Origin of the sequence: Streptosporangium sp. NPDC087985, from assembly GCF_044741965.1 — a bacterium.
Classification (GTDB): domain Bacteria; phylum Actinomycetota; class Actinomycetes; order Streptosporangiales; family Streptosporangiaceae; genus Streptosporangium.
In genome coordinates, this window is record NZ_JBIUTQ010000005.1 from 297,265 (window position 1) to 312,390 (window position 15,126).

13 protein-coding genes are annotated in these 15,126 nt (G+C 71.2%); 3 read left to right on the plus strand and 10 right to left on the minus strand.

Annotated features, from left to right (window positions below; all coding sequences use genetic code 11):
* The first annotated feature begins 62 nt into the window (after positions 1-62).
* On the plus strand, positions 63-749 hold the full coding sequence (locus ACIN94_RS14525) for a class I SAM-dependent methyltransferase (protein WP_400704933.1): 687 nt from the start codon (positions 63-65) through the stop codon (positions 747-749).
* A 145-nt stretch (positions 750-894) separates the two neighbouring features.
* On the opposite strand, the gene ACIN94_RS14530 is transcribed toward ACIN94_RS14525, so the two are convergent.
* Positions 895-1,590 (minus strand): hypothetical protein, encoded by a 696-nt coding sequence (locus tag ACIN94_RS14530; protein ID WP_400704936.1) that lies wholly within the window; start codon positions 1,588-1,590, stop codon positions 895-897.
* A gap of 266 nt (positions 1,591-1,856) precedes the next feature.
* Here ACIN94_RS14530 and ACIN94_RS14535 point away from each other — a divergent pair, with 266 nt between their 5' ends.
* Positions 1,857-2,666 (plus strand): SAM-dependent methyltransferase, encoded by an 810-nt coding sequence (locus ACIN94_RS14535; protein ID WP_400704939.1) that lies wholly within the window; start codon positions 1,857-1,859, stop codon positions 2,664-2,666.
* A 51-nt stretch (positions 2,667-2,717) separates the two neighbouring features.
* Here the strand turns inward: ACIN94_RS14535 and ACIN94_RS14540 are convergent, their stop codons facing one another.
* The 7 genes from ACIN94_RS14540 to ACIN94_RS14570 all read right to left on the minus strand — a co-directional run bounded on the left by ACIN94_RS14540 (position 2,718) and on the right by ACIN94_RS14570 (position 10,999).
* On the minus strand, positions 2,718-4,445 hold the full coding sequence (locus ACIN94_RS14540; protein WP_400704942.1) for a GTPase: 1,728 nt from the start codon (positions 4,443-4,445) through the stop codon (positions 2,718-2,720).
* On the minus strand, positions 4,442-6,217 hold the full coding sequence (locus ACIN94_RS14545; protein ID WP_400704944.1) for an ABC transporter: 1,776 nt from the start codon (positions 6,215-6,217) through the stop codon (positions 4,442-4,444). Before ACIN94_RS14545 ends, ACIN94_RS14540 begins: the two co-directional genes overlap by 4 nt.
* Positions 6,218-6,477: 260 nt before the next feature.
* Positions 6,478-7,176: a response regulator transcription factor gene (locus ACIN94_RS14550; RefSeq protein ID WP_400704947.1), complete on the minus strand. Its 699-nt coding sequence runs from the start codon at positions 7,174-7,176 to the stop codon at positions 6,478-6,480.
* A gap of 86 nt (positions 7,177-7,262) precedes the next feature.
* A complete protein-coding gene (locus tag ACIN94_RS14555; RefSeq protein WP_400704950.1) occupies positions 7,263-7,826 on the minus strand; it encodes a hypothetical protein in 564 nt (187 codons plus the stop codon).
* Positions 7,827-7,854: 28 nt separating this feature from the next.
* A complete protein-coding gene (locus tag ACIN94_RS14560; RefSeq protein ID WP_400704953.1) occupies positions 7,855-9,111 on the minus strand; it encodes an ABC transporter permease in 1,257 nt (418 codons plus the stop codon).
* Positions 9,108-9,845, minus strand: coding sequence for an ABC transporter ATP-binding protein (locus ACIN94_RS14565; RefSeq protein WP_400704956.1), 738 nt, complete (start codon positions 9,843-9,845; stop codon positions 9,108-9,110). The genes ACIN94_RS14560 and ACIN94_RS14565 overlap by 4 nt, the downstream gene beginning before the upstream one ends.
* Positions 9,842-10,999 (minus strand): efflux RND transporter periplasmic adaptor subunit, encoded by a 1,158-nt coding sequence (locus ACIN94_RS14570; RefSeq protein ID WP_400704959.1) that lies wholly within the window; start codon positions 10,997-10,999, stop codon positions 9,842-9,844. The genes ACIN94_RS14565 and ACIN94_RS14570 overlap by 4 nt, the downstream gene beginning before the upstream one ends.
* Before the next feature lie 149 nt (positions 11,000-11,148).
* Here ACIN94_RS14570 and ACIN94_RS14575 point away from each other — a divergent pair, with 149 nt between their 5' ends.
* Positions 11,149-12,966, plus strand: coding sequence for an efflux RND transporter periplasmic adaptor subunit (locus tag ACIN94_RS14575; RefSeq protein WP_400704962.1), 1,818 nt, complete (start codon positions 11,149-11,151; stop codon positions 12,964-12,966).
* Positions 12,967-13,013: 47 nt separating this feature from the next.
* On the opposite strand, the gene ACIN94_RS14580 is transcribed toward ACIN94_RS14575, so the two are convergent.
* Both ACIN94_RS14580 and ACIN94_RS14585 read right to left on the minus strand, forming a co-directional pair.
* Entirely contained in the window at positions 13,014-14,399 is a 1,386-nt protein-coding gene (locus ACIN94_RS14580; protein WP_400704965.1) for a sensor histidine kinase, read from the minus strand.
* Positions 14,389-15,105 carry a response regulator transcription factor gene (locus ACIN94_RS14585; protein WP_400704968.1) on the minus strand — a complete coding sequence of 239 codons (717 nt, stop codon included), beginning with the start codon at positions 15,103-15,105 and terminating at the stop codon, positions 14,389-14,391. Before ACIN94_RS14585 ends, ACIN94_RS14580 begins: the two co-directional genes overlap by 11 nt.
* Between the last annotated feature and the right edge of the window lie 21 nt (positions 15,106-15,126).

Sequence of the window (15,126 nt, forward strand, 5' to 3'; positions counted from 1 at the left end):
CGGCGGGCGCTCACCCGATTTTCCGCGCGTTTCCGGGCCGCCCGCCGTGCAGGATGGTGATTATGACTCCGCGAAAGCTGTATCACGGCACCGGTCCAGGACCGATCACACCGGACGGTTGTGCGGTCGACTACTACACCATGCTCACGCCCAACGGTGAGCCGGAACGCGTCCACGCGGCGATCCCGGAGGGGGCGTCCATCCTGGAGCTCGGCTCGGGCGTGGGCCGCGTCACCCACAGCCTCCTGGCCCTCGGTCACCAGGTGACCGCCGTGGACGAGTCGCCCGAGATGCTCGCCCACGTCAGGGGAGCCGAGACGGTCTGCTCGTCCATCCAGTCCCTGACACTCCACCGGACGTTCGACGCCGTCCTGCTCATGTCGTTCGTGGTCGAGACGGCCGACGACGGGCTCCGCCAGGCGTTCCTGCGCACCTGCCGCGAGCACGTCGCCGAGGACGGGTCCGTGATCCTGCAGCGCCAGGCCCCCGAGTGGTACGACACGGTCCAGCCGTTCGAACGGGACGCCGGCGACGGCCACACCGTCCGCATGACGGAGATCAGCCGGCCGGAGCCCGATCTCCTCACCGCCACCATGGAGTACACGGTCGGGGACCGGCGATGGACCCATACCTTCCTCAGCAGACGCCTCGACGACGACTTCCTTGAGGCGGAACTCGGCAAGGCGGGCCTGCGGATGTCCGGATTCCTGGACGGGGACCGCGGCTGGGTGCGCGCGGTGCCGCGCTGACGGTCCGGGCCTGTCAGCGGCCGTTCGCTGATTCTCAGTGTTTCTCGGTGAGGGTCAGCGAACGGCCGCGTCGCCGGGGCAACGTTCCCCGTTACCGGGGTTCCCGTTTCACCCCTCGGATCGTCGTTGCCGTCCTCCACGTCTCCTACGAGCGGGTTGCCAGGGAATCGACAGCGGCCGCGGAGATTTTCCGGTCTCCTCCGCTCACGGAGGGGCGCCGCGCCCGCCACATGGCCAGGCCGAGCCAGACACCGCCGATCGTGATCAGGGCGCCGTGGGCGATGCGGAGCTCCGGCGTGCTGAAGAACTGCGGGATGAACAGGGCGAAACCAGCGGCGAGCGGGATGGCACTCCAGCGGGGCAGCGTGCCCGAACGCCAGACCGCGACGGCTGCCATCACCGCGCCGACGCCGAGGAGCACGAGGCCGGTCGCGAACATGGTGGCCGCGGCGGAGCCGAAGCGGAACTCGTTGGCGAGTTCCAGCAGTGAGGTGTCCTGTGCCTGCACGGCGCGGTGGGCGATGACGTTCAGGCCGAAGACCTCGGCACCGTAGTAGGGCAGCGTGAGCCCCGCCCCGATCCATGTCACCGCGACGGCCCGGAGGGTGAGGCGCTGGTCCAGCACGAGGTGCAGGCCCAGCAGCCCCAGCGTGAACAGGATGAAACCGGCCATGGCGTACAGATGTGAAGCCATCCAGGCGGAAGAGGCCATCGCCTGGGCGCCCGCCATCGTCGTCTCGTCGGAGTACGGCCGCACCACGGGATAGAGGAGGAAAAGCACACCGGCCCCGATGAGGGACATGGCACTCAGGCGAGCACGGGGAGGGGCAGAAGTGGTCACGGTAGCTCCATCGGCAGGCGAGATGCGTTCGTCGATCTCTTTCGAGAGCAATGCTCTCTCTAGGGAGCGTCAATGTCAAGAGAGTGCGCCGCTCTGCCCTGATTCACCCGTCTCGCCGTCGAACTCCGCGGGACGGGGCGGGACGGCGCACGAGGGTGACGGGTGGCATCGCCGCCAAGTTCGCGACGAGGAATCAGTTTTTGTCGCGAAAAATAGTGATTCGTCGGCTAACTTAAGATCATTAAGGGCGATCAAGGAGTGGTGAGATGAGCACGGAGCGGGTGCCGTCCGGGATCGATCCGAGCATTCCGAGCGTGGCGCGAATGTACGACTACTACCTCGGCGGCAAGGACAACTTCGCGTCCGACCACGAGGCCGCCGAGAAGATGATCTCGTTGGTGCCGAACATCCGCGAGGTCGCGCGGGCCAACCGCGAGTTCCTCGGCCGGGCCGTACGGCTCATGGCCGAGTCCGGGGTCAGGCAGTTCCTCGACATCGGCGCCGGCCTGCCCACCCAGCAGAACGTCCACCAGGTGGCCCGGGACGTGGCTCCCGACGCCCGGGTCGTCTATGTGGACAACGACCCCATCGTGCTGGCCCACGCCCGCGCCCTGCTCACCGACAACCCCGACACCATTGTCGTCCATGGCGACGTCAACGCCCCGGAGGCGATCCTCGACGACCCCGAGGTCCGGCGGCATCTGGACCTCTCCCAGCCCGTCGCCGTGCTCATGCTCGCGATCCTGCACTTCGTCCCCGACGACAAGGACGCGGCCTCGATCGTCACGCGGCTCCGCGAGAGCATGGCGCCCGGGAGCTACCTGGCCATCTCGCACGGGTACACCGGTGAGATCGGCGGCCAGACCGACCAGAATGTCCGCGACCTCTACAACAAGACCGCGACGGGCTCGGTCAAGCCGCGGGACCATGCCGAGATCGCGGCCTACTTCGACGGCCTGGAGCTGCTCGAACCAGGCCTCGTTCCGGTGTCCGCCTGGCGGCCCGAACGGGAGTGGGAGGCCGAGATCGACCTCACCAAACCCACCGTCCTCGGCGGCGTCGGCCGCCTGCCGTAGCCGTGACCCCGGTGGCTCCGGCCACGCCGGGCGGGGATCCCGGGACGGGGCCTAACCGGCGTCGCCGTCCCGGGCCACCGTGATCGCCTCGGTGAACCGGCGGTAGCGGGACAGCTCCTCGTTCACGGGCGCCAGCACGAGCTCGCGGGCGACCTCGTCCACGCTCGCGCGCAGCGCTCCGGCCGCCCTGCGTGCCCGCCGGCGACCGCCCAGCCAGGCGGCCACCCGGGAGAGCCACGCGATCACCAGCCCGAGGATGACCCCGCCGGCCAGCAGCAGGGCGGGCCAGGGCAGCTCGCCCACGGTCGGCAGGTACGGCTGCGGGAGCCGGAGATAGCCCATCCCCAGCAGGCCGAGCAGCCACAGCACACCCGCCAGCATGGCCGCGAACACCGTCCACTGTGCCAGCCCGGCCACCCGCCACCAGACAGGATGCCTGGCCGCGCCGAGCGAGGTGATGGCCACGGCCCGGTCGAGGCCGTCCTCCAGCTCGTCCCCGTGCGAGCGGGCCGCCTGCCGTACGGCCGCCGCCCACGGTGCGGGCAGTCCCGCCGAAGCGGCCTCGGCGGTCTCGCGGATCGCGGTGTCCATCCGGGAGCGCTGCACGGCGGTCGTGACGGGAATCGAGGTCCGCCCCACGGGTCCGCCGGAGTCGCGGACCGCGGGGGTGCTCAGGCGGAGGCGGCGGAGCGGGTCGGGCCGTAACCTGCGGATCCACCGGGTCAGCGGCCAGCCGGTGGCGGCGACCGAGCGGTGCCGGTGTGCCTTGGCCACGGCCTCGACGACGACCGGCACCCCCGCCGCCTCCGACAGCGCGGCGGCCAGGGGGCCGGCGAGGCCGTCCACGGGCACCTCCGGCGCCACCGCCATCGCGACCGCGCCGGAACCGGCACCCGCCCCGTAACGGGAACCGGGGCTCGCCGCGGAGCCGGCACCCAACGCCGGGCCGGACCGTGCGGAGCCACCGGTGGACGCCCTGACCAGCGTGTCCGCGGCCGTGCCGACGTCGGCGGCCAGCCGGGTGGCCCAGGATCGCCGGTCGGCGACCCGGGAGGCGAGCAGGGAACGCAGTTCGGGGAGGCCCGTCCCGGTGCGCGCCGAGACGCCGAGCAGCGGCACCCCGGCCAGCCCGTCCCCGTCGAGCAGCCTCCGCAGGTCCTTCAGGCACCGCTCGGTGGCGGCCGGGGTCAGCCGGTCGATCTGGTTGAGGACGACGACCATGACGCCCCGATGCCGGGCCAGCGGGCGGAGATACCGCTCGTGCACGGCCGCGTCGGCGTACTTCTGCGGGTCGAGCACCCACACCAGCAGATCGACCAGCTCGACGAGCCGGTCCACCTCCAGCCGGTGCGTCGGCTCGATCGAGTCGTGGTCGGGCAGGTCCAGCAGGATCAACCCGGCCGCGCGCGAGGGGCCGGCGGACGGTACCTCGTGGCGGCGGGGAATCTCCAGCCAGTCGAGCAACGGCCCGGACCCCGCGCCCTCCCAGAGCGCGGCCTGCGCGGCGGAGGTGGTCGGGCGGGTCACTCCCACGGCGGCGAGAGAGGTGCCGGACACCAGGTTGAACAGCGAGGACTTGCCGCTGCCGGTGGCTCCGGCCAGGGCGACCACGGTGTGGTCCACCGACAGGCTCCGCCGTACCCCGGCGCGGGAGACCACGGAACGCGCCTCGGCCACCGCGTCGGCGCCCAGCCGCCCGTCTGCGAGGTCGGCGGCCTCCGCCAGCCCGTTCAGCCGGTCGTCCAGGGAGACCGCGCTCTTGCGTCGCAGCACCTTCACCTCTCGCCTCCCTGCCGCTCCCCTGACGGCAGCGCGGCCGGTGGGCCCGCGGCCGGGATCTCGCGCTGGTGATCCCGTACGGCGTGCACGGCGGCGCGGAGGGCGGCGGCGGCGTCCTCCGGGGGCTGGACGGCGTCGAGGATGGAGGTGAAGCGGGTGGCCTCCGCACCGAGGAGGGCGGCGGCGCGGGCCCGCAGGTCGGTGCGGGCCTTGACGGTGAGGGTGCGGACGGCCTGGTCTCCGAAGGCGGCCTCCAGGAGTTTCTGGCTCAGCACGCTGGTGCCTCCGGCGATGCCGACCTCGATCCCGGTCAGGCCTCCGGTGGAGGCGAACACCGCGAGCATCAGCAGCAGCCCCGCCGCGTTCACCCCGTAGGAGGTGAGCCGGGCGGTGGTCCGTCTGTCGGCGCCCTCCTCGCGGACCAGGCCGAGCACGTATCCCTGCCAGCTCCGGAGCGCCGCCTCCGTCCGTGCGGGCAGGTCGGCCGAGGCCCTGCCGAGCCGCCCGGCCTCGGCGACCCCGGCCTCTTCGAGCAGGGCGCGCCCCGACGGGTGCGACGACCACGATTCCAGCACGCGTTCGGCGGCGGTGTCGGCCGAGGCTCTGATCAGCGACTCCACCCCGCTCTCCAGAGCCACCCGCAGCCCGCTCTCGGGCGCGGGCCGGCCGGTGAGCAGCGCCACCAGCTGGTCCCTGAACCGGCCCACCCGGTTCTCCAGGGAGCGCATCAGGTCGCCGGTCCCGATGAAGTCCTGCCAGCGTGCCAGCACCTCACCCCGGAGCAGCGACCCGTCCAGCATGCCCTCGTCGAACATGGCCAGACCTCCGGCGTAGGCGGCGTCCGCCATCGAGCGGAGCTCGGCCGCCACGGCGTGCTGGCGGTCCACGGCGTCGGCGAGGGCGGGGACCCGGGTGGCGAGGCTCTCCAGGGCACCGGACAGGGTCTGGCGCACCACGTCGGCGCGGGCCTGTGAGTCGGCCGCGATGCCGGTCAGCCAGTCGGCGACGGGGGCGACCGCCGGACGCGGCAGCCGGGCGTTCTCCTCGGGCAGCACCAGCTCCGGCACCTCGAACAGGCGCGTCCCGCCCAGCCCGTTGGCCTCCAGCAGCCGGGCCAGGTCCCTCTTCACCACCCCCAGCGCCTCCGGCGGAACCCGCGACAGGATGACGGCCATGGCCGTGCTCCGCTCCCTGGCGACACGGAGGAAGCCCCACGGCACCTCGTCCGCGTAGCGGGCCGCGGTGGTGGTGAACAGCCAGAGGTCGGCGGCGGCGAGGAGCTGGGCGGCCAGCTCGCGGTTCGCGGTGACGACCGAGTCGATGTCCGGTGCGTCGAGAAGGGCCAGGCCGGGCGGGAGAGTGGGGACGGTGACCACCCGGAGCGTGCCCGGCTCGCCACGGCCCTCTCCCGTGACGCGGGGGAGGCCGGGCAGGACGTGCTGGGCGGTGAACCAGGCCTGGTCGGCGGGGCTGACGGCCAGGGTGGGGGCCAGCGTGGTGGGCCGCAGGACACCGGGCTCGGAGACGTCGGCGCCGACCAGGGAGTTGACCAGGGTCGACTTGCCCGCTCCGGTGGAGCCGCCGACGACGGCCAGCAGCGGGGCGTCGATCGCGCTCAGGCGCGGGAGCAGGTAGTCGTCGAGCTGGCCGGTCAGCTCGCGCAGCGCCCGGCGGTCGCTTCCGACGTCGCCGGCCACGAGCGGGAACAGGGCGAGGTCAAGGTGGCCCCGTAACTCCCGCAGCGCCCCCAGCAGACCATCGCTCCCACTCACAGGAGCGATTCTTCCCGCCAGAAGGGCCGCTAGACGTGATGTGGCCCCACCGCTCGACCGGGTCACGGGGGCGAACTCGGTAGAGCGGTGGGGCCTTACCCCGGGCTTCACGTGGGGGCCGTACCGGATCCGTCTCCCCCGCAGCTGGAGACGGGTCCGGACCCGTCAGGTGAGCACGGAGTGATCGGGGTCCCGCGTCGCCCATTGGAACAACCGAAACTCAGGATCAGGTGAGGCCGAGCTGAGGATTAGCTGAATGTTCAATCACCCTGCGGTAGCCGCAGGACATAGCCCACGCCACGCAGGGTGTGGATGAGTCGCGGCTCAGTCATGTCGACCTTCCGGCGGAGGTAGGAGACGTAGGATTCGACGACCCCGGCGTCGCCGCCGAAGTCGTAGTTCCAGACGTGATCCAGGATCTGCGCCTTGGACAGGGCCCGGCCGGTGTTGACCATGAAGTAGTGCAGCAGCTTGAACTCGGTGGGCGACAGCCGTACCGGCTTACCCGCCCGCCACACCTGATGCCCCTCCTCGTCCAGCTCCAGATCGCCGACCTGGAGGCGGGAGGGGAGATCGAGGTCCCCTCTCGTACGGCGGAGCACCGCCCGGATCCGGGCGAGGACCTCCTCCAGGCTGAACGGCTTGGTCACGTAGTCGTCCGCCACGCGCAGGCCCGCGACCTTGTCGTCGGTCGCGTCCCGCGCGGTCAGGAAGACCACCGGCATCTGCCCGCCCATCTCCCGTAGCCGCCCGGCGACCGCGAAGCCGTCCATGTCGGGCAGCATCACGTCCAGCACCACGAGGTCGGGACGGATCCGCTGCGCGAAGTGCACGGCCTCCCGGCCGTCCACGGCGGTCACCACCTCGAACCCGGACCTGCGCAGACTGGCCGAGAGCAACTCGCGGATGTTCGGCTCGTCATCCACGACCAGCAACCTGGCCTCAACTCTCTCCAGCACAACAACGAGGCTCGCTCACGCCGCTGGAACGCAGCTCAGCTCCGGCTGAACGTTTCCTGAGAGAACGTTTCCCGGGAGCCGGGCCGTCACCGGCGGCCGCCTCCCTCGTTGATCGTAGTGGCGGTGATCGAACCGTCCTCGGCCCTGGCCCCCTGGACGACCACCATGCCGCCCGGCTTGAGGTCGGCGACCTTGCCCTCCTTTGTCACCCGGACGGCCGTCTCGCCGCTGGTGTTAACGGTGACGACGGACCCGTCCATGGTGGTGACGTAGACCTTGTCCCCGTCCACCCGCTGCACTGTGCCGACGGCCGCCCCGCCCTGACCGCCCCGTCCCCCCGGGCCGCCCTGCTGGCCGCCGCCGAAGCCGCCCGGCCCGCCGGAGCCGCCTCCGAACCCGCCGGGACCCATGCCCTGGCGCATCACGGCATCCGGCCGTACGGAGGCTCCGGCCGGACCGCCCATCGCCTTCTGCGCCTGGATGCCCACGATCACCCCGGCGACGAGCATCACTCCGGCACCGAGCACCAGTGTGAGCCTGGAGAGCCCGCGCTTCGGCCGGACCACCAGCTCGCTCTCCAGATCACCCCGGAAGGGGGAGGTCTCCAGCATCTTCCCGGACGGGGCCGTCTCATCCGCGTTTTCGCCCATGTCTGTCTCCTTGCGTAAGCCGTACGGGTCACTCGTGGCGCAGTGCCTGGATGGGCCGGAGCCTGGCCGCCCGGTTGGCGGGGTAGCCGCCGAAGAACAGCCCGATACCGACGCAGACGCCGAGGGCCAGCACGATCGAGGACGGTACGATCACCGGCGCGATGCCCGCGATCGTGAACCGGCTGCCGATGAACGCGATCACCACGCCTGACAGGCCGCCCACCAGGCTCAGCACCGTCGCCTCCAGGAGGAACTGACCGAGGATCGCGCTTCTGGGCGCGCCGATGGCCTTCCTGATGCCGATCTCCCTGGTCCGCTCGGTGACGGTGACCAGCATGATGTTGGTGATGCCGATGCCGCCGACCAGCAGGGAGATGGCGGCGACCGCACCGAGCAGGGCGGTGAAGATGCCGATGGTCGAGCTGACGGTCTCCTGCAGGGTGGCCTGGTTCAGGATGCGGTAGTCGGCGATGCCCGTGGGGGTGATGCCGTGCCGCTGGTTGAGGATGTCCGTAACCTCGGCCTGCGCCGACTCCGTCGTGTCGGCGCCGGTCGCCTGCACGATGATGGAGCCGAGCGAGCCGAACCCGGTCAGGCTCTGCTGTACGGCGGGCAGCGGCACGATCGCGACGTCGTTGGCGTCCTGCATCCCCGCGGAGCCCAGCTCCTTGAGCACCCCGACCACCGTGAACGGCACGCCGGAGACGCTGATCTGCTTGCCGACGGGGTCCACCGCGCCGAACAGCTCCTCGGCCACGGTCTGCCCGATCACCATGACCTTCCGGGCGGCGAGCACGTCGTCGTTGACGAAGTAGGAGCCGCTCTCGACGGGCTTGTTCGTCGCCTCGAAGTAGCTCGGGTAGGTGCCGACGAGCTGGGCGACCGTGTGGCTCGCCCCCTCGTAGACGGCGGTGGCCGACATAGCGGTCACCACCGGGGACACGCTCCTGACCGAGGGGGCCTGCTCGCGGTCGGCCAGCGCCCTGGCGTCGTCCAGCGTGAGCTGCCTGGCCTGCGTGCGCGGCCCGGCCTGCGTCCGCTGCCCGGCGCCCTGACCGCCGCCTCCGCCGGGACCACCCCCGGAGAAGGAGGGGGAGACGGTGAGGGTGTTGGAGCCGAGCCGCTGGATGCTCTGCTGGATGCTCTGCGAGGCGCCCTCACCGAAGGCGACCAGCAGGATCACCGCGGCCACCCCGATGAGAATGCCGAGCGTGGTCAGGAAGCTGCGCAGCTTGTTCGCCGCCAGCCCGCGGAGAGCGAACCGGAAGATCTCGAACCAGCTCACGCGGGGACCTCCGGCATGTGCATACGGGGCGGGGGGCCGTCGACGGGCGCCTGACGGCGGTCCTCGACGATCTGGCCGTCCACCAGGCGGATGACCCGCTTGGCGTGCGTGGCCACGTCATCCTCGTGGGTGATGATCACAATTGTCCGGCCCGAGTCACTCAGCCGGTCGAGGATCTCCAGCACGTCCCCGGTGGACTTGGTGTCGAGGTTTCCGGTCGGCTCGTCGGCGAGCAGGAGGGAGGGCGAGGTGACCAGTGCCCTGGCCACGGCCACCCGCTGCTGCTGGCCGCCGGAGAGCTCGTTGGGCTCGTGGCGGACCCGGTCGGTCAGGCCGACCTGATCCAGGGCCGCCAGGGCACGGGCGCGCCGCTCGGCCGCGCCGACCCCGCCGTACGCCATGGGCAGTTCGACGTTGGCGAGCGCGCTCATCCGGGGGATCAGGTTGAACGACTGGAACACGAAGCCGATCTTCCGGTTGCGCAGGATGGCGAGCTGGTGCTCGTCCAGCGATCCGACGTCGGTGCCGTCGATGAGGTAGCGGCCGGAGGAGGGCACGTCCAGGCAGCCCAGAATGTTCATGAGCGTGGACTTGCCCGAGCCGGAGGCGCCCATGATGGCCACGTAGTCGCCCCGCTCAACGGTGAGGGACACCCCCCGCAGGGCGCGGACCTCGGCGTCGCCGTCGCCGTAGACCTTCCAGAGGTCCTGGACGGACAGGACGGGCGCGGTCATCGGCCACCTCCGCCGAAACCGCCGCCGCCACCGCCGACACGGACAGGACCGCCACCGCCGCCACCGCCACCGCCGCCGAAGCCGGGGAAACCGCCGCCCTGCTGGGGGTTACCGGTGGTCGCCGGGCGGACGATCAGGTCGCGCTCCCCGATCCCTGACGTGATCTCGGTGAGCGCGTCGCCCCTGATGCCGACCTCGACCTGGACCGGCACCTGCTGGCCGTCCCGCAGGACGGTCACGGTGCTCCGGCCACCCGCCGTGGAGACCACCGTCGAGGGGACCGCGAGCACGTTCTCGGCCTGGTCGATGACCACCTCGACCGTGGCGGTCTGGCCGAGCCGTACCTCCTTTGGTGTCTTGGTGAAGGAGATCGTCACCGGATACTGGACCACGTTGTTGCTGGTGGCGGCGGTCGGCTGGATCTGGGTGACCTTGCCGGTCGCGGTGACGCCGGTCAGCGCGTCGAACCGGATCGAGGCCGGCTGCCCGACCTTGAGCCTGGTGACGTCGGACTCGCTGAAGTCGCCGACGAGCTGGAGCTTCTTGGTGTCGGCGAGCTCGATGAAGCCGGCGGAGCCCTTGTCCGCGGAGCCGTTCGCCCTGGCGCTGGAATCACCGGAGCCGCCGGACGGCGGGGCCGCGGAGGAGCCGGAGGAACCTCCGACCGTGCCGTTGACGGCGGTGATCGTGCCGGCGAACGGGGCCTTGATGACGGTGCCCGCCACCGTGCGCTGGGCCGCCCGGTAGGTGTTCCTGGCGTTGACGTACTGGGCGTAGGCGGCGGCGGTGGAGGTGTCGTCGTCGGCGGAGTCGAGGGCCGCGGCGGCGGCGTCGAGACTCTCCCGGGCGGACCTGTCGTCCAGCCGGGCGAGAACCTGCCCCTTGGTGACCTTGTCCCCGACCTTGACGTAGATCTTCTTCACCGTGCCGCTCGACCCGAAGCCGAGGGAGCGCGCCTGGGCGCTCGCCACCGCCCCGGAGGCGGACACCGAGGCGACGACCGTGCTCCGGGTCGCCGAAACCGTCCGCGCCGCGACGCCGGCGGAGGAGACTCCCCCGCCGAGAGAGGAGTAGGCGATCCCCGCGCCGCCCAGCAACAGGACCGTGAGGGTCCCGTTCACGATCAGCGCTCTGCGCTTGGTCGACAACTTCACAGCGTCGTACTTTGGCGTACTTTCCTGAGACGCACCACCGACTCTGGCTGAAGGTTTCCTGCAGACTTCCGGCAAGTGCCCGAGATCCGGAGGAAATCTTCAGGTATTTGTGAGGAGAGAGTGAATCGAGCAGGACAAAATGGTCCGTCATGAGACCGACCAATCTCCCGAAGACCCTGCGGACGGGAGGGCTCACGCTGGCAGCCCTCGTCCTGGTGGGTGCGGGTGTGCTCTACACGCTTGATGACGGCACGGCTCCGGCGACTCGCGTGGAACTCGCCTCCGCCCGGCGGGGAACGGTGACGGCCGAGGTGTCCGCGGCGGGCAACACCGTGGACGACGGCACCCGCGAGCTGGCCTTCGGCGGATCGGGCACGGTCACGAAGGTCTACGTCAAGGCCGGAGACAAGGTCGGCAAGGGCGACGTGCTGGCCAGGATCGACTCCGCGCCCGCACGCGAGCGCCACACCGCGGCCAAGGCGCGGCTGTCGGCGGCCCGGGAGGCGCTGGACGGAGCCGAAACCGCTGCGACGGCACAGCCTCAGATCCAGGGCCAGAACCAAGGTCAGGGTCAGGGTCAGGGCCAGAACCAAGGCCTGGGTCAGGACCGGACCCAGGGCCAGGACCAGGGCCAGGGCCGGACGCGGAACGGCTCCGCCCGGCAGCCAGGCTGCGAACCCACCGCGCGGCCGGTCCCGTCGACGGGTCCCACCGCCGCGCCCCGGCCGAGTGGCACGCCGGGCCCGACCGGAACGGCCGGTCCGGCTCACCCGCCCACGCCGGTCGGCTCGGAGCAGCCGGTAGTGGTGGTGGTCCCGGCCGGATACTTCCCCGGACTCATGCGGAGCTCGGCGCTGTCACCAGCCCCGACCCCGACCCCGACCCCGACCCCGACTCCGACTCCGACGCCCTCCGAAGATTCGCCCGAGCCCGCGCCGACGGTGACCGTCACGGTGACGGCGACCCCGACGGTCACCGTGACGGCCACGGCCACCGTCACCGTGACCGCCGCACCACCCGCGGACGCGGAACCCACGTGGCCTGGCCCGATCCCCACGGCGAGCGGGCACCCCGGGCCCAGCTCATCGCCCAGGCCCACTCCTGCCGCCACCAGGACCGCGAAACCCGGCGACAGCCAGGAGCCGACCCACGGCCGGACTCCCACGCCACAGCCCACCGCATGCCCGGGACAGAGCTCCGGCCCGCGTCCCGCTCAGAACGGCGGCAACGACGGCCGCAACGGCAACGGCGGTGGCAACGGCGTCGGCAGCCGCAACGGCGTCGGTAACGGCAACGGCAGTGGCAACGGCGGGCAGCGGATGCTCAGCGTGGAGCAGGCCGAGGCCGACGTGAAGCGCGCGGAGGCGGAGCTGACGGACGCCAGGGAGGAGCTGGCGGGTGTGCGGATCGTCGCCCCGGCGGACGGCACCGTCCTGTCGGTGGCCGGGGCCGTCGGCGACAACGTGGGCACCAGCGCGTTCGTCACCCTCGGGAACCTCGACGAGCTCCAGGTAGAGGCACTGGTCACCGAGTCGGACGTGGGCAGACTGAAGCTGGGACAGCCCGCGGCGATCACGCTGGCCACCCGGGAGGGCAAGGAGTACACCGGCAAGGTGACCCGCATCGCGCCCACGGCCACCACCACCGGGCAGCTGGTGAGGTACGGGGTCACGGTCGCGTTCGACGAGGCTCCCGGAGACCTCCTGGTCGGCCAGACCGCCACGGTCAGGGTGACCGTCGCCGAGTCGGAGCAGGCCCTCTACCTTCCGGCCCCGGCCGTAAGGTCCAAGGACGGAGCTTCGGTGGTCACCGTTCAGGGCGGCGTCGAGCGCGTCGTGGAGACCGGAGTCCGCAGCGACCAGTACGTCGAGATCCTCTCAGGTCTGCGGGAGAACGACCGGGTGGTGCTCCCCGGCGGCACGGCCACCGGCGGGTTCCCCGACAGCAGCTGGCCGGGAGGCTCCTGAGCCTCCCGGTCCGTGGGGCGCGGGCGTGACCCGGAACACCCCGCCCGTCAGTCGTCCCCGACGGCCAGCGGGAGGGAGACCCGGAACGCCGAGCCCTTGCCCAGGTATGACTCCACGGCGACCGTACCGCCGTGGGCGTCGACGATGGCCGCGACGATGGCCAGGCCGAGCCCGCTGCCGCCGTCCTCGGGCGCGCGGCGGCCACGGGCGGAGTCGACGCGGTAGAACCGCTCGAAGACACGCTCACACTGCTCGGCGTCGAGACCCGGGCCCTCGTCGGCCACCTCGATGACCGCCATGCCGTCGCAGGCGGAGAGCACTATCCGCACGGGGGTGCCGTCCGGCGTGTGGGTGAGCGCGTTCGTCATCAGATTGCCCACGACCTGGCGGAGCCGTACCTCGTCACCGGAGACGATGAGCGCGGACCCGTCCACCGAGAGGGTCACCTGACGGTTGGGGGCGAGAATCCGGGCGTCGTGGACGGTGTCGGCGGCGATGGCGAGCAGGTCCACCGGGCGCACGGCCATCGGCCGCTGCTGGTCCATCCGGGCGAGCATGAGCAGGTCGTCGACCAGTAGGCCCATCCGGACCGCCTCGGACTCCACCCTGCGCAGCAGCGGTGCGGCGTCGATGTCGGGCGCCTGCCGGTAGAACTCGGCGAAACCGCGGATCGAGGTCAGCGGGGTACGGAGTTCGTGCGAGGCGTCGGCGACGAACCTGCGCATGCGCTCCTCGGAGCGGCGGGCCGATGCCTCCGACTCCGACCGGGCCTGGAAGGCCGTCTCGATCTGGGTGAGCATGCCGTTCAGCGACTGGCCGAGACGGCCGACCTCGGTGCGCGGGTCGGCATCGGGGACGCGGCGGCTCAGGTCTCCGGCGGCGATGGCCTGGGCGGTGCGCTCGATCTCCTCCAGCGGGCGCAGGCTCCGCCGTATGATCACCACCCCCATCCCGGCGAGTGTCAGCATCAGCCCGCCGCCGCCGAGCAGCTCCACCAGCGCGAGCTGGCCGATGATCTGCCGGACCTCGGACATGTCCACGGCCGTGACGAGACTTCTGCCCCTGTCCAGAGGGGTGATGCGGATCCGCCACTCATCGTTGTCGAACGTTCCGGGTCCCCGGCCCGCGGGGATCCGCAGAGCGGGTTTGTCCTCCACGTCGGCACCGCTGAACTGGAGGATGATCGCGCCTTCGGAGTTGCGGAACTCCACCTTGGTGTCGGCCGGGAGCGGCTTGCCGACCAGGGTGATGGCACCGCGGCCCAGGCGGCGCAGCACGTTCTCGGCCGTCAGCTCTATCTGGCTGTCCACCCGGTCGATGAGGTAGCCGCGCATGATCGAGACACTGCCGATGCCGATGAGGGTGAGCGCGATGACCAGCAGGAGCAGGATGACCGCGATCAGCCTCACCCGCAGCGGGGTCCTATTGATCATCACTGAGAGGGGGGACACGCAGCACGTAGCCGACTCCGCGCAGGGTGTGGATCAGCCGGGGTTCGGTGTTGTCGATCTTCCGGCGGAGGACGGAGACGTAGGACTCCACGATCCCGACATCGCCTCGGAAGTCGTAGTCCCACACGTGGTCGAGGATCTGGGCCTTCGACAGCACCCGGCCGGCGTTCGCCATGAAGTAGCGCAGGAGCTTGAACTCCGTCGGCGACAGCGCCACGGCCCTGCCGTTGCGCCACACCTCGTGGCTCTCCTCGTCGAGTTCGACGTCGGCGAAGGTGAGCCGGGGCGGCCGGGCGAGGAGATCTCCCGAGCCGGTACGGCGGAGCACGGCCCGGATCCGGGCCACGACCTCCTCCAGACTGAACGGCTTGGTCACGTAGTCGTCGCCGCCGGCCGTAAGCCCCCGGATCTTGTCCTCGACGGCGTCACGGGCGGTGAGGAAGACCACGGGCGTGTCGGTGCCACCGCCGCGCAGGCGTCGCACGACATCGAATCCATCCATGTCGGGCAGCATCACGTCGAGGACGATGAGGTCGGGGCGATGGCGCTGGACCGCGGCCACGGCATCGGTTCCGTTGCCCGCCGTGTTCACCCCGAACCCGGCGAATCGCAGGCTCGCGGCCAGGAGTTCGAGGATGTTGGGCTCGTCCTCGACGATCAGCAGACTGGCTTCGGGTACATCGGTCACGGGTTTTATTTTCACTCGCCC